This window comes from Bradyrhizobium sp. SZCCHNRI3052 (genome assembly GCF_032484895.1).
Classification (GTDB): Bacteria; Pseudomonadota; Alphaproteobacteria; order Rhizobiales; family Xanthobacteraceae; genus Bradyrhizobium.
On the sequence record NZ_JAUETW010000002.1, the window covers coordinates 612,326 to 631,293 of the forward strand.

The following is an 18,968-nucleotide window of genomic DNA, read 5'->3' on the forward strand; positions in this document are numbered from 1 at the left end:
TCGCTCGCAATGACGTCGGCTGTTATGAAGCAAGGCTGCCAAACACCTCTTAAAACACCGTGCCGTCGCTGAGGATGGTCAGCGGCGGCGAGCCGTCCGGGCGGCGGGCGAAGGCGAGCTTGCGGCCGGCGGCCCAGCTGCCGCCTTCGAGGATGCGCGCCAAGGGCAGCTGTTCCGCCGTCTGGCCGGTGCGCTGGCGGATCAGCGCGGCCAGGCGATCGAGCAGGGCGACGGTCAGCGCGCGCCATTCCACCACCAGCGGGGAATCAACGGCATGCGCCCGCGCGGCATCGGCGGGATCGCGCAGCACCAGCACGCCGCCGTCGACGAACAGGCCGCCATTGCGGTATTCGGCGAGTCCCGTAAGGCCGTCGATGTTCTCGACCACGAGGCCGGCGCGCTGCAGCGGTTCGATCAGCGAATAGCTCAGCCATTGCGACAGCTTGTGCAATGGGACGAGACCGCTGGTCGCGTCATCGGTGACCAGGGAAGCATGGCGCCAGCAGTCGCCGAGCGCGATGCCTTGCAGCGTCAGCCGCGACGGCCAGATCGGGCCGAGCTGCAGCAGCACCTGCTGCAGAATGTCGGCGGCCTGGAGGTGGCCGCCGGTCGCACCGGCGGCGAGCTGATCGAACAGACCGCCGGGACGTGGGGTATCCTTCCGACCGAAGATATCCGGCTTTGCAGCCGTGACCTCGCCTAGCCGGCGCAGCAGCGCAACGCGGCCTTCGAGTCCGACCAGCGGATTGTCGGCGCTCACCTGGAAGCCGCGTTCGAGATCGGCGACGATGATGTGCTGCAGCTTCGCGGCGTCGGCCCGCAGCGGATGGCTTGCATCGGCCGAAAACGCACCGCGTGCGAACATGTCGAGGCTCGCCAGTGCCAGCCCTTCGGAGCGGCCGATGCGTGCGCCGGTCACGGCATCCTGATAGCGCCACGCCGCGCCGGCGCCGGCGTCGAGCAGCACGCTGGTGATGGCGAGATCGAACTCGGCGCGCGCCCGTGAAGCCGCATTCGGCCAATTCACTTTGTCGGCGATCGCGGCCCAGCGATCGACACCGCCGACCACGAAATGCCGCCAGCGCGAGTGGAACGGCACCTCGCCGCCGGGATAGGCCCTGCGGGTCACGTCGAGCACGAGGTCGGCAATCGCATCGAGCTTCGCGAGATCGATGCGGAAGTGCGGCAGCCTGTCGGCGAGACCGAGCGCAAGCAGCTGATGCGCCCGCTCGCGCACTGCGCGGGCGGACAGGAGATATGAAACGTCGGTCATGATCAGCCGCTGCGCTAGTACTTTTCGAGCGGTCGGCCGACGGTGTCGCCGAGCGCCTCGGGCTTCTGCGGCTCCAGCGAGAAATAGCCGGCGGCCTTCTTGGCCGCGATCTCGACATGGGCATCCGCCGGGATCAGCTCGTCGGGGATCGGCACGCGCTCGACGATGTCGACACCCTGGCCAACCAGCGCATCGTGCTTCATGTCGCTCATCGAGATGAAGCGGTCGATGCGTTTGACGCCGAGCCAGTGGATGACGTCGGGCATCAACTGCTGGAAGCGCGCATCCTGCACGCCGGCGACGCATTCGGTGCGCTCGAAATAGGCCGCCGCGGCGTCGCCGTCCTCCTGGCGCTTGCGCGCATTGTAGACCAGGAACTTCGTCACTTCGCCGAGCGCGCGGCCTTCCTTGCGGTTGTAGACGATGATGCCGAGGCCGCCGTTCTGCCCGGCCGCAACGCATTCTTCGATACCGTGGATCAGATACGGGCGACAGGTGCAGATGTCGGAGCCGAACACGTCGGAGCCGTTGCACTCGTCATGCACGCGACATGTGATCTTCGTCCGGCTGTCATTGAGCTTGTCGACGTCGCCGAACAGATAGACCGTGGTGCCGCCGATCGGCGGCAGGAATACCTGCAGGTCGGGCCGGGTCACCAGCTCCGGATACATGCCGCCGGTCTGCTCGAACAGGCCGCGGCGCAGACTGGTCTCGCTGGTGCCGAAGCGCGCGGCCACGCCGGGCAGGTACCACACCGGGTCGATCGCGATCTTCACCACGGAGACGCTGCCATTGGCATGCACGACGTCGCCGTCATGAACGAGGCGCTTGGCCGCGAGCGCCGCATGCAACTCAGGAAGCTCGATCCGCGCCTTGGTCACGGCGACCGTCGGCCGGATATCGATTCCTTCCGCGATCTCGCCGCCGAAATTCTCGGCCACCAGATGGCCCCAGGGATCGAGCGCGACGATCTTCGCCGGATCTCGCCACTGCGCGAACGGGCCGATCGTGGCGGCGGGATGGGTGTTGGTGAGATCGGGGCGGCGGATCGGATCGAGCGCACCAGATGATACCGCGAGCGCACGGTAGACCGTGTAGGAACCGCCATGGCTGCCGATCACGTTGCGGTCCTGCGGACGCGACACCGTGCCGATCACGGGTCCGCGCTCGCGTGCGCTTTCGGCGCCCCAGTGGAGCGGGAAACTATGCTTGGCGCCTGGCACCGGGTGCGAGGTCAGGCGGATGTGATCCGTACGGTTGGAGCGAGTCATCGGACAGCCACCCCCAAAACGGCAACGGCCCGCCTTGACGACGGGCCTGAGCAGAACGCGTTCACGTTTTCCATGCACCAATATAGCAGTTTTTCCCCGCCAAACAAGTGGTCCCGGGTGGCCGGTTATTTGTAAACGAATGGTTTCGGATCCCGGTCGGCGGTCCCGCGGCGTCGGGCCCTGGCATGGCGCTTGCCTTTTGCAGGCGACGCCGCCAGCTTGGCGCGCATCTGGAATTCTCGACGGCAACGGCGGCATGGACCTGATCATTCGCAATGCGGTGCTGGCGCAGCACAGTGAGCTGCGCCGGGCCGATATCGGGATTTCCGACGGCACCATCGTGGCGATCGCGCCGTCATTGCAGGCCGACGGCGAACAGCGCGATGCCGAGAACTGTCTCGTCGTGCCCGGCTTCATCGAGACGCACATCCATCTCGACAAGACCTGCATCCTCGACCGCTGCACGATCAGGGAAGGGACCGTGGCAGAGGCGGTGCGCGAGACTGCGGCCGCCAAGCGCAACTTCACGGCCGACGATGTCTATGACAGGGCGAAGCGGACCGTTGAACGCTGCGTCAGCCACGGCACGATGCGGATGCGCACCCATGTCGAGCTCGATCCCGGCATCGGTTTCATCGGCTTCGAGGCGATCCAGCAGCTCGCGCGCGACTATGCCTGGGCGCTCGACCTCGAGATCTGCGTGTTTCCGCAGGAAGGGCTCACCAACTATCCGGGCACCGAGGAGCTCTTGATCGAGGGCCTGCGCCGCGGCGCACGCACCATCGGCGCCGCCCCGTATTTCGACACCGACCCGCCGGCGCAGATCGACCGCATCTTCGCGATCGCGCGTGACCACGACGTCGACATCGACATGCATCTCGATCTTGCCGAGACGCTCGATCACATGCAGATCGAATATGTCTGCCGCAAGACGGAGGAATACAGCTGGGGCGGACGCGTCGCGGTCGGCCACGTCACGCAGCTGTCGCTGCTGCCGCCGGAGCGTTTCGACGCGATCGCAACGCAGCTCGCTAATGCCGGCGTCGCAGTCACCGTGCTGCCCTCGACCGACCTGCATCTGATGGGGCGCCGGCACGATCATGCGATCCCGCGCGGCGTGGTCCCGCTGGAGCCGCTGCGCGCGCGAGGGGTGACCTGCTCGCTCTCGACCAACAACGTGCTGAACCCGTTCACGCCCTATGGCGACGGCTCGCTGATCCGGATGGCGAACCTCTACGCCAACGTCTGCCACGTCTCGCGGCCGGATCATCTTGCGGGGTGTCTCGACATGGTCACGCACGACGCGGCGCGGCTGATGCGGCTCGATGACTACGGCATCGAGGTCGGCGCGCCGGCCGATCTCGTCTGCATCGATGCGGCGACGCCGACCGAGGCCGTGGCGACCCTGGCGCAGCCGCTCTGGGGCCTCAAGCGCGGCCGGCCGTCGTTCTCGCGGATGCGGCCGGTGTTGCACCGGCCGGGGTGAAACGATGAGGGGTGTTGCATGACGCTGTCGCCACATTCGTCATTGCGGGAAGCGAAGCGACGAAGCAATCCAGCGTCCTCGTGTAGCCCTGGATTGCTTCGCTTCGCTCGCAATGACGTCGGAGTCCGGATAGGAGTTCTGCAATGCGCGTGATCAACGTCGCCGCCGCCCAGATGGGACCGATTCAGCGCGCTGACAGCCACGAGGCGGTCGTCGCGCGCATGATCGCACTGATGGACGAGGCCAAGCGCAAGGACGCCGACCTGATCGTCTATCCGGAGCTGGCGCTGACCACGTTTTTTCCACGCTGGTACATGGAGGATCAGGCCGAAGTCGACAGCTGGTTCGAGAGCGAGATGCCCAATGCGGCCGTGCAGCCGCTGTTCGATCGCGCCGCGCAGCATCAGATGGCCATGTATCTCGGCTATGCCGAGCTGACACCGGACGGGCACCACTACAACACGGCAGTTCTCACCGACCGCGCCGGCAACATCGTCGGCAAGTATCGCAAGGTGCATCTGCCCGGCCACGAGGAGTTCGAGCCGGAGCGCAGCCACCAGCATCTGGAGAAGCGCTATTTTGAGCCGGGCGATCTCGGCTTTCCCGTCTGGCGCAGTCTCGATGGCATTATCGGCATGGCGATCTGCAACGATCGCCGTTGGCCGGAGACCTATCGTGTCATGGGGCTGCAGGACGTCGAGCTGGTGCTGATCGGCTATAACACGCCGTCGGTGAACTCATTGAAATCGGCCGAGGGACTGCAGCAGCGCCTGTTCCACAACCGGCTCTCCGCGCAGGCCGGCGCCTATCACAACTCGTGTTGGGTCGTCGCGGTCGCGAAGGCCGGCGTCGAGGACGGTCATCACCTGATCGGCGGCAGCCTGATCGTCAATCCCGACGGCGAGATCGTCGCGGAGGCGGTGACGGAAGGCGACGAGGTGCTGGTCGCACCCTGCGATCTCGATGCGACGCGGTTCGGCAAGCAGACGATCTTCGATTTCGCAAGGCATCGGCGGATCGAGCATTACGGGCTGATCACCAGCCGCACGGGCGCGGTGCCGCCGGACTGAACAAAGAGTTTTTGGCTACCGGAGCTAAGCAGATCGCAGTTGTTGTGCTCGACTCCAGCGACGACGACGGTGTCGTCCCGGCCGGGACCCATGCCGCGGAAGCCATCGAGGGACGGGACTGTTAGTTGCCTGCCTCACTGCAGCCGGTGGTTATGGGTCCCGGCTCAAGGCCCGGACGACAGCCGAGTGTGAGGCGACCAGTCGGGCAGATCAGTCAATCCAGAGCGCAAGGCTCAGCGCCACTCACGCGGCGAACGCGACCGCGCCCAGCGCCATGGTCACCGCGGCCTGTGTCGGATCGATCACCGGAATCCCCAGCGCGTCCTCCAGGTTCTTGCGGTGCCGCGCCATGCCCGCGCAGCCCATCACGATGGCGCCGGCGCCGTCCTCGTCCTTCAGCGCGCGGCCGACCGCGATCATCTTCGCCAAGGTGCCTTCACCTGACGCCGTTTCCGCCACGGTCATGTCCAGCGGGCGTTCCGCGGCCAACCGATCCATCAAGCCCATCTGGCGGAGATAGCGGATGTGGCGGCGGATCGAGCGCTGCGCGATGGCGAGCACGCCGAACGTATCGGCGCGGGTCAGCGCGGTGAGCACGCCGCATTCGGCGATGCCGAGCACCGGCCGTGCCGTGGCCTCGCGGCAGACATGCAGGCCAGGGTCGCTGTAGCAGGCGATCACGAACGCGCTGGATGCGTTGTCGCCCTCGACGAAACGCCGCAGCGGCAGGGTGACGCTGTCGGCATCCTTCTGGCTCTCGATGCCGTATGGACCTTCCTTCAAGGTCTCGCAGACGATCTCCGGCCCGTTGGCGAATATCAGCGGCTTGAGCGCCGCCGCCAAGCCGTCGGTGACCACCTGGTTGGAGTTCGGATTGATCACGGTGATGCGCGGGCGGGACATGGGAGCTACCTGCTTCTTCAGTGTTGACGGCGCGTGACAGGCAACCACTATGCCACGGCTGACGCAATGGGGCCGATGCGGTCACCTCGCGTCCACGGCGTTCCATCTGGCAGAACTAGGAGATCGCGATGACCGAGCCGGCCTATGACCTGATCATCCGAGGCGGGCGCGTCGCCACCACCACCGATACGTTCGAGGCCGATGTCGCCATCACAGGCGAGACCATCGCGGCGATCGGCCGCGGGCTCGGAACGGCGAAGCGCGAGATCGACGCGCGCGGCAAATATGTGCTGCCCGGCGGGGTCGACAGCCATTGCCATATCGAGCAGCTCTCGGCGGCAGGGATCGTCAATGCCGACACGTTCGAGAGCGCCACCACGTCGGCCGCCTTCGGTGGCACCACGTCCGTGATCTCCTTCGCGGCCCAGCATGTCGGCATGCAGTTGCCGCAGGTGGTCGAGGACTATCACGCGCTGGCGCGCAAGGGGGCCGTGATCGACTACGCGTTCCACATGATCGTCGCCGATCCGACCAGGGAGACGCTGGAGCGCGACCTGCCGGCGCTGATCCGCCAGGGCCACGGCTCGATCAAGATCTTCATGACCTACGACCGGCTCAAGATCGACGACGAGCCGCTGCTCGACATTCTCGTCGCCGCGCGCGAGGGCGGCGCCATGCTGTGCGCGCACGCCGAGAACCATGGCATCATCTCCTGGATGGTGAAGCGGCTGCTGTCGCGCGGCTACACCGCGCCGAAATACCACGCCATCAGCCACGCGCGCTTCTCCGAGGCCGAGGCGTTCAACCGCCTGATCGGCATGGCCGCCCTCGTCGATCAGCCGATCATGATCTTCCACGTCTCGACCGCGGAAGGTGCGAAAGTGATCCGGGATGCGCGCGGGCAGGGGCTGAAGGTGTTCGCGGAGACCTGTCCGCAATACCTGTTCATGACGGCCGAGGATCTCGACAAGCCCGGCATCGAGGGCGCGAAGTGGATGTGCAGCCCGCCGCCGCGCCGCGCGCCCGACCAGGAGGCGCTGTGGCAGGCGCTGTCGCTCGGCGATTTGCAGACGATCTCCTCCGATCACGCGCCGTATCGCTTCGACGAGACCGGCAAGCTGCGCGCCGGCCCCACCCCCAACTTCAAGCAGATCGCCAACGGCCTGCCGGGCCTGGAGTTGCGGCTGCCGCTGCTGTTCGATGCGATGGTGTCGAAGGGCCGGCTCGGCCTCAACAAATTCGTCGAGCTCACGGCGACGGCGCCGGCCAAGATCTACAATCTGCATCCGAGGAAGGGCGCGATCGCGATCGGCGCCGATGCCGACATCGCGCTGTGGGATCCGGACAAGCACGTCACGATCAGCGGTGCCGCCATGCACGACCTTGCCGGCTACACGCCGTTTGCGGGGCGCAGCGTGCAGGGCTGGCCGGTGACCGTGCTGTCGCGCGGCCGCGTCATCATTGACAACGGCAGACTGTCGGCCGCGCCCGGCTCCGGCCAGTTCCTCGCCCGCAGCGGCGGCGAGGCTGCGAAGCCGACGGGGCGCCTGGTCGCGGATATGGACCCGGAGCAGAATTTTGGGGCGAAGCTGCTCTAGACGCGAAGAGCTGTTGGAGTAGCTGATCATGTTGACGCGGTCGCTCCGCTCTCCGCCGTCATGCCCGGGCTCGACCCGGGCATCCACGTGCTTCCCGGGATGCCGCCGGACGTGGATGGCCGGAACGGCGCCAGGCCATGACGTGGGGGGAGAGCTGAATGCCCTTCGTCGATCGCTGTCCAGGCGAGGACCTCCTTGATGCATGTCCTGATCTTCGGCGGCGCCGGCTTCGTCGGGCTCAACATCGCGCAAGGGCTGCTCGAGCGCGGCCATGCCGCGACGATCTTTGACGCAGCGGCTCTGCCGAACGCGGCGGAGCGCGCCTTTGCGCCGTATCGCGAGCGTCTGCACCTCGTGCAGGGCGACGTCACCGATGCGAGCGCTGTTGCGGCCGCGATCGCCGGCGGCTGCGATGCCGTTGTCATGGGCGCCGCGATTACCGCCGGTCCGGAGCGTGACGCATCCGACCCCGAGCGCATCCTCGCGGTCAATCTGCTGGCGCAGGTGCCGATCCTGCAGGCGGCGCGGCGCAGCGGCATCCGCCGCGTCATCAACCTGTCCTCGGCGGCGTCCTACGGCGCCAGCGGTCAGCGCTTCGCCGTGCTGGAGGAGAGCACGCCGTGCGAGCCGGTGTCGCTCTATGCGATCAGCAAGTTCGCCTCTGAGCGCGTCGCGGCGCGGCTGTCGGACCTGTGGCAAACCGACGTGATCAGCGTGCGCCTGTCGGCGGTGTTCGGCCCGTTCGAGCGCGGCGGCCGCGTGCGCGACACGCCATCGCCGCAGGCGCTGATCGCGGCCTGTTGCGCGCGCAATGCGCCGGCGCTGCTGAACGAGCCGGGCGACAAGGACTGGGTCTATGCGGTCGACGTCGCCGACGCCGTCTGCCGGTTGCTGGAAGCCGAGAGGCCGCAGCACACGCTCTACAACATCTCCAGCGCAGCCACGTTTACAGCCGAGGCCTGGGGCCGCGCCTTCGCGCAAGACCGCCCCGGCTTCGTCTGCCGGCTCGCGGAGCAGGGCGAGACGCCGACGGTGCCGGTGTTCGCGCCGAGCCGCGGCCGGCTGTCGACGACGCGACTGGCCGAGGAGTTCGGCTGGCGCGCGCGCTTCGACTGCGCGGCATCGGCCGAGCATTTCGGCCGCTGGTTCGATCAGTACGGGAGAGACTGACATGAGGCTCAACGCGAAGGTCGCGGTCATCACCGGCGGCGGCTCCGGCATCGGCCGCGCCAGCGCCGTCATGTTCGCGCGCGAGGGCGCTTATGTTGCGCTGGTCGACCGCGACGCGGCAGGCGCGGAGGAAACCCTGTTGCTCCTGGCCAATGCCGGAGGCGAGGGCCGCGTGTATGTCGGCGATGTCGGTGATGCGGATTTTGCAAAGGCGACGGTCGAGAGCGTGGCAGCCGCGCGCGGCCGGCTGGATGTGCTGATGACCGCTGCCGGCTTCTCCTGCGGCGGCACCGTGGTCACGACCGATCCTATGGATTGGGACGCGGTGTTCCGCGCCAATGTCGGCGGCACCTGGCTGTGGGCCAAGGTCGCGGTGCCGATCATGCAGAAGCAGAAGGCCGGGTCGATCATCACCGTGGCATCGCAGCTTGCGGTCGCCGGCGGCAAGGGCAACAGCGCCTATATCGCCGCCAAGGGCGCGATCATCAGCCTGACCCGCACCATGGCGGTCGACTTCGCTACCGACGGCATCCGCGTCAACGCGCTGGCGCCGGGTGCGATCGACACGCCGCTGCTGCGCCGGAGCTTTGCGCGCCACGTCGATCCGGAGCCGGTGCGCGAGGCCTCGCGCCAGCGCCACGCGATGAAGCGCTTTGGCGCGGCCGACGAGGTCGCCGCCGCCGCGCTGTTCCTGGCCAGCGACGAGGCGTCGTTCACGACCGGCATCGTGCTGCCGGTGGATGGCGGCTGGCTCGCGGCGTAGCTCAACGCCTGGCCGTGCCGGACTTCCGATCGCGCCCGCGCAAAATGTCCGCAAGCGCGGCCGCGTTGCGAGACAGCGGCTCGAAGCGAGGCGTCAGGAGATACGCGCGCATCGGAATCTTCGGTGCGAGTGGCCGTGCCGCGAGGTCGGGCCAGGCGCGGCCGCGCAGCACGAATTGGTCGACCACGGCAAGGCCCGCGCCGGCGCGGGCCATGGCGCAGGCGTCGGGCGTGTAGCGCACGATCGTGGTCGGCTCCGGGCCGCCGGCCAGGGCCGACGTGACGATGTGACCATAAGGCGTCTGCGGGCCGAAGCCGACCAGCGGATAGGGCAGCATGTCCTTCGGTCTGATGCTGCGCAGCCTCGTCAGGGCATGGTCGGCCGGCATGATCACGTGCAGCGCGCCCTCCGCGATCGTCTCTGCCGCGACTGTCGGCTCGTCGACCGGCAGCACAGTGATGCCGAGATCGGCGCGGGCTGTGCCGACGCGGCTGACGATCTCCAGCAGGGTCAACGATTCGAACTCGACGCGCAGATCTGGAAAGCGGCCGCGCAGCCGCGCCAGCGCCTCCGGCACCATGCTGTGGGCCGCGCTCGGGCTCGCCACCACGCGGATGGTGCCCGTGCCGCCGGCGCGCAACTCGTCGGCGAGGTCGTTGATGCGCGCGACGCCGCGATGGACGTGCTCGACCTCCGCGAACAACCGCTTGGCCTCCGGCGTCGGCTGCACCCGGCCGCTGATGCGCTCGAACAGCTTGAGCTTGAGGCCATCCTCGGTATAGGCCAGCAGCCGGCTGATCGCGGGCTGCGACACCGAGAGCAGCCGCGCAGCGCCGCTGATCGAGCCTGTCATCATAATCGCGCGGAACACCTCGATCTGGCGCAGATTGAGCGGCATGCGACCTCTTGTCTCGCTGTGGATGGCTGTCGACTCTAGCCGCCGCTGCCGCCCCATAACAAACTGTTATGGGCGGCGGACAAATCGGTATGGTCGGTGCCGGACCTGCTTTGCTAAGCTTCGCGTGCCGGGTGACATGACTGATGGAGAGAGCGTGAGCGACAGCGAGCGTTTCGATCGCGATTGCGCGTGTCAATTCCGGTGCCCGGCATGAGCGATGGCCTCGCCGCGCTGACGGCCCAGGTCCGTGGCGATCTTGCCAGGATCGCCCATCCCAGCATGCCATGGCTGACGCCCGTCATCGGTCCCGATGGCCGGCCTGCGCGCGATGTGCTGATCGTCGGCGGCGGCCAATCGGGTCTTGCCACCGCCTTCGCGCTGCTGCGCTCCCGCGTCAGCAACGTTCTCGTGCTCGACAAAGCCGAGGCAGGCCGCGAAGGACCGTGGCTCAGCTATGCGCGCATGCCGACCCTGCGCAGCCCGAAGGACTTCACCGGACCCGATCTCGACATCCCCTGTCTGACCTATCAGGCGTGGCACGAGGCGAAGTTTGGCGGCGAGAGCTGGCGCAATCTTGATCTGATCCCGCGCGAATATTGGGCAGATTATCTCGCCTGGTATCGCGAGGTGCTCGACCTTCCCGTGCGCAACGGCTGCGAAGTCGTCGATATCGCACCGGCCGCTGACGGACTGCTGCAGGCGACCGTGCGCAGCAAGGATGGTGAGACGACGATCTATGCCCGCAAGATCGTGCTGGCGACCGGGCAGGAGGGGATGGGCGATTGGAGCATTCCGGAGCCGCTGCGCCATTTGCCCGCAACGCGCTGCGCCCATTCCGGCGCCGAGATCGATTTCGACAGCTTGCGCGGCCGCCGCGTCGCCGTGATCGGGGCCGGTGCCTCGGCGTTCGACAACGCGGCGGCTGCACTCGAAGCCGGTGCGAACAGCGTCGATCTGCTATGCCGCCGCGCGGAAATCCAACTGATCCAACCCTATCGCTGGCTGACGTTCCGCGGTTTCCTGCGGCATTTCTCCGAACTCGACGACGTCTGGCGCTGGCGTTTCATGCGCGCGGTCCTCGAGTTGCGCGAGGGCTTTCCCCAGCACACCTATGATCGCTGCGCCCGTCATGCTGCGTTCCACCTGCATGAGGGCGCGCCTGTGCTGATCGCGTGCGAAACGTCCGAGGGAGTCGTGCTGCGGACACCGCAAGGCGAAGTCACAGTCGATTTCGTGGTCAGCGCGACGGGCATCTCGATGGACTTCGCAAAGCGTCCGGAGCTGCAGCGCTTTGCCGCCAACATCGCGCGTTGGTGCGATCGCTACACGCCCGATGCCGGCGAGCGCAACGACCGGCTTGGCGCCTTTCCCTATCTCGCCGACGACTATGCGCTGTGCGAGCGTGTGGCTGGCCGGACGCCGTGGATCCGCGACGTCCATGTGTTTGCCATTGCCTCGACGATGAGCTTCGGCGCGTCGGGATCTTCCATCAATGCAATGACCACGGCGGTGCCGAAGCTCGTGCATGGGCTGACGCGCGGGCTGTTCAAGGCCGACATCGACAAGCATTGGGCCAACTTCCAGGCCTACGATGTGAAGCAGGCCGAGGTGCGCCGTGGCACGTGATTTGCTGCTGAACTCCCATCTGATGCGCTCCCATCTGATGCGCTTCCATCTGATGCGCTTGCGTCGCCGGTGACCGCTGGCAGGGTATTTCAGTCCCGGATTTTGAGACCAATGAGGGAACAAGGGCGATGAGTTTCGAGATGTCCAAACGTTCGTTGTTCGCTGCGCCCGCCTTGCTCGCGGTGATGCTGGCTGCGCCATCGGCGCATGCGCAGAGCCGCGCCGAGACTCTGCGCTATGTCACCGGTGCCACCGTCAACACGCTCGATCCGAACATTCCGGGCTCGACGCGCGAGGCCTTCGCGCTGTCGATGTCGAGCTACGACCGGCTGGTGTCGTTCGGTCGCAAGCAGCTCAATGGTAAGTGGGTGTTCGATCTCGACACGATCACCGGCGAGCTCGCTGAATCCTATCAGGTCAGCTCTGACGGTTTGAAGATCACCTTCAAGCTGCGCCCCGACGCCAAGTTCCAGGACGGCTCGCCGGTGACGGCCGAGGACGTCAAATGGTCGCTCGACCGCTGCGTCACCGCGCCAATCCTCGGCAAGGCGCAACTGCTGACGGGCTCGCTGACGTCGGCCGATCAGTTCAAGGTCATTGATCCCCTGACGTTCGAAGTGACCTTGCCGAAGCCGGACAAGCTGGCGCTGCCGAATCTCGCGACCGTCTATCCGATCATCATCAACTCCAAGCTCGCCAAGGCGCATGCGACGGCCGAAGACCCATGGGCGCTGAACTGGACCAAGGAGAACGCGGCCGGCAGCGGCGCCTACATCGTCGAGACCTTCAAGCCCGGCGAGCAGGTGATCGCCAAGCGCAACGAGGCCTGGAATCGCGGCACGCCGGACAAGCCGGCGGCGTTCAAGCGCCTGATCATCCAGTCGGTGCCTGAACCGGCGACGCGCGCCAACCTCGTGGAGCGCGGCGACGCCGACCTCGTCATCGACCTGCAGGCGAGCGACGTGCAGTCGCTCGAAGGCAAGGGCAAGCTGAAGGTGATCTCGACGCCGCAATACAACGCGGTGACCTTCATCTCGATGAACAACACCATCCCGCCGTTCGACAACGTCAATGTGCGCCGCGCCATCGCTTACGCGCTGCCCTATGACGACATGTTCAAGGCGGCCTTGTTCGGCCGCGGCGCGACGCTCTACGGCGCGACGTGGGCCGACGGCAAGCCGCCGAGCGGCGGCTATCCGATCCCGCAGCCGATCAAGCTCGATCTGGAGAAGGCCAAGGCCTATCTGAAGGACGCCGGCATGGCGGACGGCTTCTCCACCACCTTCAGCTTCAATGTCGGCCAGGCGGCGACCGCCGAGCCGATGGCCGCACTGGTCAAGGAATCGCTCGCCAAGATCGGCATCAAGGTGGACATCCAGAAGCTGCCGGATGCGCAGATGTCGACCGCGATCAACGAGAAGAAGCTGCCGTTCTTCACCGAAGGCATCGTCGCCTGGCTGCCCTCGACCGACTATTTCTATCGCAACTTCTACACGGGCAAGCAGCGCTGGAATTATTCCTCGACTGACAATGCCGAGCTGGAGAAGATCGCGCAGGAGGCGCGCTTTGAGGCCGACAAGGCGAAATATGAGGAGCAGGGCAAGGCGCTCAACGCCATCCATTTCGACCAGATGTTCCAGATCCCGATCTGGCAGGCGGCGCAGGACGCGGTGATGCAGCCCACGGTGGACGGCTACGTCTACCAGTTCACGCGGCAGGTCGATTATCGTAACCTGAGCCGAAAGTAACGGGGGACGGCTGATAACCATGGGCACGATCGGCGCAACCTTGGCTCGGGCGGGACGACGCTTCGTCTCGTCGCTGCCGGCGCTGTTCGGGGTCCTGGTCTTCACCTTCCTGCTGATGCGCGTGCTGCCGGGGGATCCGGCCGTGTTCTTTGCCTCCGGCCCCAATGCTGGCCAGGAGGAGATCGAGGTCATCCGCCGGCAGCTCGGGCTCGACAAGCCGCTGCCGAACCAGCTCGCGATCTATCTCTACGACGTCGGCCGCGGCAATCTCGGCCGCTCGATGATGACCGGGCAGGCGGTCGCCAAGGATCTCAAGGAGCGGCTGCCGGCCTCGCTCGAATTGACCCTGACGGCGCTGCTGATCGCGCTGGTGTCGGCGGTGCCGCTCGGCGTGCTGGCTGCGCTGCGGCCGGGCTCGCTGGTCGATCACGGCGTGCGGCTGTTCTGCTCGCTCGGCGTCTGCGTTCCGACCTTCGTCTCCGGTCTGCTGCTGATCTACGTGTTCTATTATCTGCTCGGCCTGGCGCCGGACCCCACGGGCCGCATCGATATCTTCGCCACGCTGCCGCCGTCGCGGACCGGCTTCCTGATCATCGACTTCCTGCTCGCCGGCGATGTCGAGGGCTGGTGGGCGGCGGCCCGGCAGCTGATGCTGCCGGCACTGACCATGGCGCTGTTCGTGATCGCGCCGCTGGCGCGGATCACCCGCGCCTCGATGCTGGTGTCGCTCGGCAGCGACTTCGTGCGTACGGCGCGCTCGGTCGGGCTGTCGTGGTGGCGCATCGTCGTCACCTATGCGCTGAGGAACGCGATCCTGCCGGTCATCACCATCGCCGGGATCGTGTTCTCGACCATGCTCGGCGCCAATGTGCTGGTGGAGAAGGTGTTCTCCTGGCCCGGCGTCGCCTCCTACGCGCTCGATGCGCTGCTGGTCTCCGACTACGCGCCGGTGCAGGGCTTCGTGCTGCTGATGGCGACGATCTTCGTGATCGTCAATCTGCTGGTCGATGTACTCTATGGCATCGCCGATCCCAGGGCGACGGTGGCGTGAGCATGAGCATGATCGAGACCTCGTCGACCCTGCGCCACACTGCCTTCGTGCTGCGCGGCAATCCGGTCACCGCTGTCGCGGCTGGCGGTGCGCTGCTGCTGGCGCTGATCGCGATCTTTGCGCCGTGGCTCGCGCCCTATGATCCGGTCGTCTCCGACGTACCGCAGGCGCTGCAGCCGCCGAGCGCGGCGCACTGGTTCGGCACCGACCAGCTCGGTCGCGATGTGCTCAGCCGCCTGATCGTCGCGAGCCGGCTCGACCTCACGATCGCGGTGACGGCGGTTGCTGTGTCCTTCGCGCTCGGCTCGGTGATCGGTGCACTCTGCGGCTATGCCGGCGGCCGGCTCGACAAGGCGGTCGGCCGCTTCGTCGACGTGCTGATGGCGTTCCCGCTGTTCGTGCTGGCGATGGCGATGGTCGCCGCGCTCGGCAATCGGGTCGAGAACATCGTGATCGCGACCGCGATCATCAACCTGCCGTTCTACATCCGCTTCGCCCGCGCCGAGGTGAACATTCGCCGCAACCTCGGCTGGGTCGAGGCCGCGCGGGCCTGCGGCGAGAGCCATGTCGCTGTCGTGCTGCGTTTCCTGCTGCCGAACGTGCTGCCGGCGATGGCGGTGCAGATGTCGCTCAATCTCGGCTGGGCGATCCTCAATGCCGCGGGCCTCTCCTTCATCGGCCTCGGCGTCAAGCCGCCGACGCCGGAATGGGGCATCATGGTCGCCGAGGGCGCCCGCTTCATCTCCACGGGGCGCTGGTGGCTGGTGGCGTTTCCCGGACTTGCGCTGATGAGCGCGGTGCTGTGCTTCAATCTGCTCGGCGACGGCCTGCGCGATATCCTCGATCCCCGGATGCGCACATGACGGGCGAATTGAAGATGATCAGCGTGGCGCATCCGAGGATGAGAACGTGAGCGCACCGCTGCTCGAGGTCGAGAACCTCAAGGTCTCCTTCTCCACCCGCCGTGGTATCGTCGAGGCCGTGCGCGGCGTGTCCCTGTCGCTCGCACCGGGTGAGATGCTTGGCCTCGTCGGCGAGAGCGGCTCCGGCAAATCGGTGACCGGCTTTGCCATCACCCATCTGCTCGACAAGGCCGGCCGCATCACCGGCGGCCGGATCCGCTTCAAGGGCCAGGACATCACCCGCGCCGGCGGCGCCGATCTGCGCAGCCTGCATGGTGCTGCGATGGCGATGATCTTCCAGAACCCGCGCGCGGCCCTCAATCCCATCCGTACCGTCGGCCAGCAGATTGCGGATGCGATCCTCGCGCATAGACGGCTGTCGCGGCAGGAGGCGCAGGCCGAGGCGCTGCAACTCTTGAAGGCCGTGCAGATCCGCGATCCCGAGCGGCGCATGAGCGCCTATCCGCATGAGCTCTCCGGCGGCATGTGCCAGCGGGTGATGATCGCGATCGCGATCTCCTGCAGCCCGCAGCTGCTGATCGCGGACGAGCCGACCACCGGCCTCGACGTCACCACGCAGAAGGTGGTGATGGACCTGCTCGCTCATATCGCCGCCGACCGCGGCATGGCGACGATCCTGATCACGCATGATCTCGGGCTGGCCGCGCGCTACTGCGCGCGCGTCGTGGTGATGGAGCAGGGCAGGCTGGTCGAGGAGGCCGAGCCGCTCACGCTGTTCCATCGGCCGCAGCACCCCTACACCAAACGGCTGGTCGCGGCGTCGCCGACGGCGACCTCGCGCATTGAGGATCTGGTGCCGGACGGCGAGCGCATTCCGTTGGTCGCGGTGACGGAGCTGCCGCCCCCGCCGCACGGCACGCCGCTGCTGCTCGACGTCAGGACTGTCAGCAAGCGTTTCGACGACGGCACCGTGGGCGTCGCGGACTTCTCTATGACCATGCGCGGCGGCGAGAGCGTCGGCCTGGTCGGCGAGAGCGGCTCCGGCAAGAGCACGACGTCGCGCATGATCTGTCGGCTGATCGATGCCAGCGCCGGCGAGATCCTGTTCGACGGCCAGTCGATCGGCCAGATCCCGGCGCGCGACTTCCACCGTTCCGAGCTGCGCAAGGACATCCAGATCGTCTTCCAGGATCCGAACGACAGCCTCAATCCGCGCTACACGGCGTTCGACTGCATCGCCCATCCGCTGCTGCGACTGATGAACATGCGCTCAGGCGACAGACTGCGCCGGCGGGTCGAGGAATGCGCCGAGCGTGTTGGCCTGCCGCGCGAGCTGCTGTCGCGCTTTCCGCATCAGCTCTCTGGCGGGCAGAAGGCGCGCGTCGGAATCGCCCGCGCCATCGCCTGCCGGCCGCGTCTGCTGGTGCTGGACGAGCCGACCGCGGCGCTCGACGTCTCCGTGCAGGCCGTGGTGCTGCAGCTCCTGAACCGGCTTCGGCGCGAGGACAACCTCGCATTTCTGTTCGTCAGCCACGATCTCAATGTCGTGCGCATGATGTGCGACCGCACCATCGTGCTGCGCACAGGCCTCATCATCGAGCAGGGCGAGAGCCGGGCGCTGTTCGCCAATCCGCAGACCGACTACACGCGCGAGCTGGTCGATGCCGTCCCGCATATCGACCCGCCGATGGCGCTGGCACCGGCCTGATCCTCGCCCATAACAATCGATTATGGACGGCGGACAACTTGGTATTGGGGCCGCGATCGGCGGAGCTGTTAGTTTGTGCGCATCGCCATCTCAGGTCATCAAAGGGTTGGATCGCGCGTCATGACGGAGCTGATCGAAAGGCTGCAGAGCGCCGTCGGCGCAGCGCATGTTCTCGTCGCAGCCGAAGATCAGGCGCCATATCTGCGCGACTGGCTGGGCAAGTATCGTGGCGCTGCCATCGCCGTCGTGCGTCCTGCGTCGACGGCAGAGGTCTCCGCGGTCATGGCGGCCTGCGCCGAGGCCCGCGTCGCCGTGGTGCCGCAGGGCGGCCACACGAGCCTGTCCGGCGGCGCGACACCGGATGCGAGCGGCGGGGCGATCGTGCTGTCGCTGGCGCGGATGAACCGCATCCGCGCGCTCGATCCCATCGGCCAGACCATGGTGGTCGATGCCGGCGTCGTGCTGGCGAAGGTGCAGGAGGCCGCCGGCGCGGCCGGCCTGCTGTTTCCACTCAGCCTCGGGTCCGAGGGGAGCTGCACCGTCGGCGGCAATCTCGCGGCCAACGCCGGCGGCGTCGCCGTGCTGCGCTATGGCGTGATGCGCGAGCTCACGCTCGGCCTCGAAGTGGTGCTGCCGGATGGCCGCATCTGGGACGGCCTGCGCGCCTTGCGCAAGGACAACACCGGCTATGCGCTGCGCGATCTCTTCATCGGCTCGGAAGGCACGCTCGGCATCATCACTGGCGCGGTGCTGAAACTGTTTCCGCAGCCGACCGCGCGCGCCACGGCCTTCGTCGCGCTCGCCGATGCGGCCGCCGCGCTGGAGCTGCTGCGGCTGTCACGCGCCCATTGCGGCGATCGCCTGTCGGCGTTCGAGTTCCTGACCGCGGCGACGCTGGAGATGATCCTGCGGCAGATGCCGGACACGCGGCTGCCCTTCGCGGCGCTGCCTGAGGCCGCCGTGCTGATCGAGCTCAGCGACATCGGCGACGAGCGCGCGCTGACCACGCGGTTTGAAACCGCGCTGGGGGAGGCGATGGCGCAGGGCCTCGTCGCCGACGCCGTCGTCGCGCAGGACGGCACGCAGGCGAAGGCATTCTGGCGCGTGCGCGAGAGCGTGTCGGAGGCGCTGGTGCGCGAGGGCAAGGCGTTGAAGCACGACATCGCCGTGCCGGTCGCCGAGATCGCCGATTTCGTCGACGTCATGGACGCGGCGGTCGGCGCGGCGCTGCCCGGCATCCGCCCGATGGTATTCGGCCATCTCGGCGACGGCAATCTGCACTACAATCTGATGCGTCCGCTGGCGATGACCGAGGACGCGTTCTACGCCCACGGCCCGCGCATCACACGCCTCGTGCATGACGAGATCACCCGCCGCCGCGGCTCGATCAGCGCCGAGCACGGCATCGGCCAGCTCCGTACATCCGAGATGCCGCTGTGCAAGCCGCCGCTCGAGCTAGAGCTGATGCAACAGCTCAAGCGCACGCTCGATCCGCATGGGCTGATGAACCCGGGCAAGCTGCTGCCGGGTACGTGAGGCA

The 18,968-nt window shown here is 67.0% G+C and carries 15 protein-coding genes; 11 read left to right on the forward strand and 4 right to left on the reverse strand.

From position 1 onward, the window contains the following. Window positions 1-49: 49 nt before the first annotated feature. Together QW887_RS08000 and QW887_RS08005 are read right to left on the reverse strand one after the other, a co-directional pair. Window positions 50-1,273, reverse strand: a complete 1,224-nt coding sequence (locus tag QW887_RS08000) for a URC4/urg3 family protein (protein ID WP_316194355.1) — start codon at window positions 1,271-1,273, stop codon at window positions 50-52. Window positions 1,274-1,287: 14 nt separating this feature from the next. Beyond that, on the reverse strand, window positions 1,288-2,544 hold the full coding sequence (locus QW887_RS08005; RefSeq protein ID WP_316194356.1) for a GTP cyclohydrolase II: 1,257 nt from the start codon (window positions 2,542-2,544) through the stop codon (window positions 1,288-1,290). 256 nt (window positions 2,545-2,800) lie between these two features. On the opposite strand from QW887_RS08005, the gene QW887_RS08010 reads away from it, so the two are divergent. Both QW887_RS08010 and QW887_RS08015 read left to right on the forward strand, forming a co-directional pair. Then, the gene (locus QW887_RS08010) at window positions 2,801-4,030 is read left to right on the forward strand and encodes an amidohydrolase family protein (RefSeq protein ID WP_316171732.1); all 1,230 of its coding nucleotides are present in this window, start codon (window positions 2,801-2,803) and stop codon (window positions 4,028-4,030) included. Between the two features lie 143 nt (window positions 4,031-4,173). Beyond that, entirely contained in the window at window positions 4,174-5,100 is a 927-nt protein-coding gene (locus tag QW887_RS08015) for an N-carbamoyl-D-amino-acid hydrolase (RefSeq protein ID WP_316171551.1), read from the forward strand. A 243-nt stretch (window positions 5,101-5,343) separates the two neighbouring features. Here the strand turns inward: QW887_RS08015 and QW887_RS08020 are convergent, their stop codons facing one another. Then, window positions 5,344-6,003: an aspartate/glutamate racemase family protein gene (locus tag QW887_RS08020; RefSeq protein WP_316194357.1), complete on the reverse strand. Its 660-nt coding sequence runs from the start codon at window positions 6,001-6,003 to the stop codon at window positions 5,344-5,346. A 128-nt stretch (window positions 6,004-6,131) separates the two neighbouring features. Between QW887_RS08020 and hydA the strand changes: the two genes are divergently transcribed. The 3 genes from hydA to QW887_RS08035 all read left to right on the forward strand — a co-directional run bounded on the left by hydA (window position 6,132) and on the right by QW887_RS08035 (window position 9,534). Next, window positions 6,132-7,601 carry a dihydropyrimidinase gene (hydA, locus tag QW887_RS08025; protein ID WP_316194358.1) on the forward strand — a complete coding sequence of 490 codons (1,470 nt, stop codon included), beginning with the start codon at window positions 6,132-6,134 and terminating at the stop codon, window positions 7,599-7,601. A gap of 198 nt (window positions 7,602-7,799) precedes the next feature. Beyond that, window positions 7,800-8,771: an NAD(P)-dependent oxidoreductase gene (locus QW887_RS08030; RefSeq protein ID WP_316194359.1), complete on the forward strand. Its 972-nt coding sequence runs from the start codon at window positions 7,800-7,802 to the stop codon at window positions 8,769-8,771. A gap of 1 nt (window position 8,772) precedes the next feature. Beyond that, entirely contained in the window at window positions 8,773-9,534 is a 762-nt protein-coding gene (locus QW887_RS08035) for an SDR family oxidoreductase (protein WP_316194360.1), read from the forward strand. Window position 9,535: 1 nt separating this feature from the next. Here QW887_RS08035 and QW887_RS08040 read toward each other — a convergent pair whose 3' ends face one another. Beyond that, on the reverse strand, window positions 9,536-10,432 hold the full coding sequence (locus tag QW887_RS08040) for a LysR substrate-binding domain-containing protein (RefSeq protein WP_315750315.1): 897 nt from the start codon (window positions 10,430-10,432) through the stop codon (window positions 9,536-9,538). A gap of 210 nt (window positions 10,433-10,642) precedes the next feature. Between QW887_RS08040 and QW887_RS08045 the strand changes: the two genes are divergently transcribed. From QW887_RS08045 to QW887_RS08070, 6 genes are all read left to right on the forward strand, one after another. Next, the gene (locus QW887_RS08045; RefSeq protein ID WP_316194361.1) at window positions 10,643-12,058 is read left to right on the forward strand and encodes an NAD(P)/FAD-dependent oxidoreductase; all 1,416 of its coding nucleotides are present in this window, start codon (window positions 10,643-10,645) and stop codon (window positions 12,056-12,058) included. Between the two features lie 128 nt (window positions 12,059-12,186). Next, entirely contained in the window at window positions 12,187-13,806 is a 1,620-nt protein-coding gene (locus QW887_RS08050) for an ABC transporter substrate-binding protein (protein WP_316194362.1), read from the forward strand. Window positions 13,807-13,825: 19 nt separating this feature from the next. Continuing rightward, window positions 13,826-14,857: an ABC transporter permease gene (locus QW887_RS08055; RefSeq protein WP_315718176.1), complete on the forward strand. Its 1,032-nt coding sequence runs from the start codon at window positions 13,826-13,828 to the stop codon at window positions 14,855-14,857. Window positions 14,858-14,859: 2 nt separating this feature from the next. Beyond that, the gene (locus tag QW887_RS08060; RefSeq protein WP_315827053.1) at window positions 14,860-15,720 is read left to right on the forward strand and encodes an ABC transporter permease; all 861 of its coding nucleotides are present in this window, start codon (window positions 14,860-14,862) and stop codon (window positions 15,718-15,720) included. A 46-nt stretch (window positions 15,721-15,766) separates the two neighbouring features. Next, complete coding sequence (gene nikE, locus QW887_RS08065) at window positions 15,767-17,428, forward strand: ABC transporter ATP-binding protein (RefSeq protein ID WP_315718178.1); 1,662 nt, start codon at window positions 15,767-15,769, stop codon at window positions 17,426-17,428. Between the two features lie 120 nt (window positions 17,429-17,548). Continuing rightward, the gene (locus tag QW887_RS08070; RefSeq protein WP_315827052.1) at window positions 17,549-18,964 is read left to right on the forward strand and encodes an FAD-binding oxidoreductase; all 1,416 of its coding nucleotides are present in this window, start codon (window positions 17,549-17,551) and stop codon (window positions 18,962-18,964) included. Window positions 18,965-18,968: the final 4 nt, after the last annotated feature.

What these genes read in the sequence shown, in the direction of transcription:
- QW887_RS08000 (WP_316194355.1), bottom strand. Translation starts at nt 1,273, where the DNA reads ATGACCGACGTTTCATATCTCCTGTCCGCCCGCGCAGTGCGCGAGCGG.
- QW887_RS08005 (WP_316194356.1), bottom strand. Translation starts at nt 2,544, where the DNA reads ATGACTCGCTCCAACCGTACGGATCACATCCGCCTGACCTCGCACCCG.
- QW887_RS08010 (WP_316171732.1), top strand. Translation starts at nt 2,801, where the DNA reads ATGGACCTGATCATTCGCAATGCGGTGCTGGCGCAGCACAGTGAGCTG.
- QW887_RS08015 (WP_316171551.1), top strand. Translation starts at nt 4,174, where the DNA reads ATGCGCGTGATCAACGTCGCCGCCGCCCAGATGGGACCGATTCAGCGC.
- QW887_RS08020 (WP_316194357.1), bottom strand. Translation starts at nt 6,003, where the DNA reads ATGTCCCGCCCGCGCATCACCGTGATCAATCCGAACTCCAACCAGGTG.
- hydA (WP_316194358.1), top strand. Translation starts at nt 6,132, where the DNA reads ATGACCGAGCCGGCCTATGACCTGATCATCCGAGGCGGGCGCGTCGCC.
- QW887_RS08030 (WP_316194359.1), top strand. Translation starts at nt 7,800, where the DNA reads ATGCATGTCCTGATCTTCGGCGGCGCCGGCTTCGTCGGGCTCAACATC.
- QW887_RS08035 (WP_316194360.1), top strand. Translation starts at nt 8,773, where the DNA reads ATGAGGCTCAACGCGAAGGTCGCGGTCATCACCGGCGGCGGCTCCGGC.
- QW887_RS08040 (WP_315750315.1), bottom strand. Translation starts at nt 10,432, where the DNA reads ATGCCGCTCAATCTGCGCCAGATCGAGGTGTTCCGCGCGATTATGATG.
- QW887_RS08045 (WP_316194361.1), top strand. Translation starts at nt 10,643, where the DNA reads ATGAGCGATGGCCTCGCCGCGCTGACGGCCCAGGTCCGTGGCGATCTT.
- QW887_RS08050 (WP_316194362.1), top strand. Translation starts at nt 12,187, where the DNA reads ATGAGTTTCGAGATGTCCAAACGTTCGTTGTTCGCTGCGCCCGCCTTG.
- QW887_RS08055 (WP_315718176.1), top strand. Translation starts at nt 13,826, where the DNA reads ATGGGCACGATCGGCGCAACCTTGGCTCGGGCGGGACGACGCTTCGTC.
- QW887_RS08060 (WP_315827053.1), top strand. Translation starts at nt 14,860, where the DNA reads ATGAGCATGATCGAGACCTCGTCGACCCTGCGCCACACTGCCTTCGTG.
- QW887_RS08070 (WP_315827052.1), top strand. Translation starts at nt 17,549, where the DNA reads ATGACGGAGCTGATCGAAAGGCTGCAGAGCGCCGTCGGCGCAGCGCAT.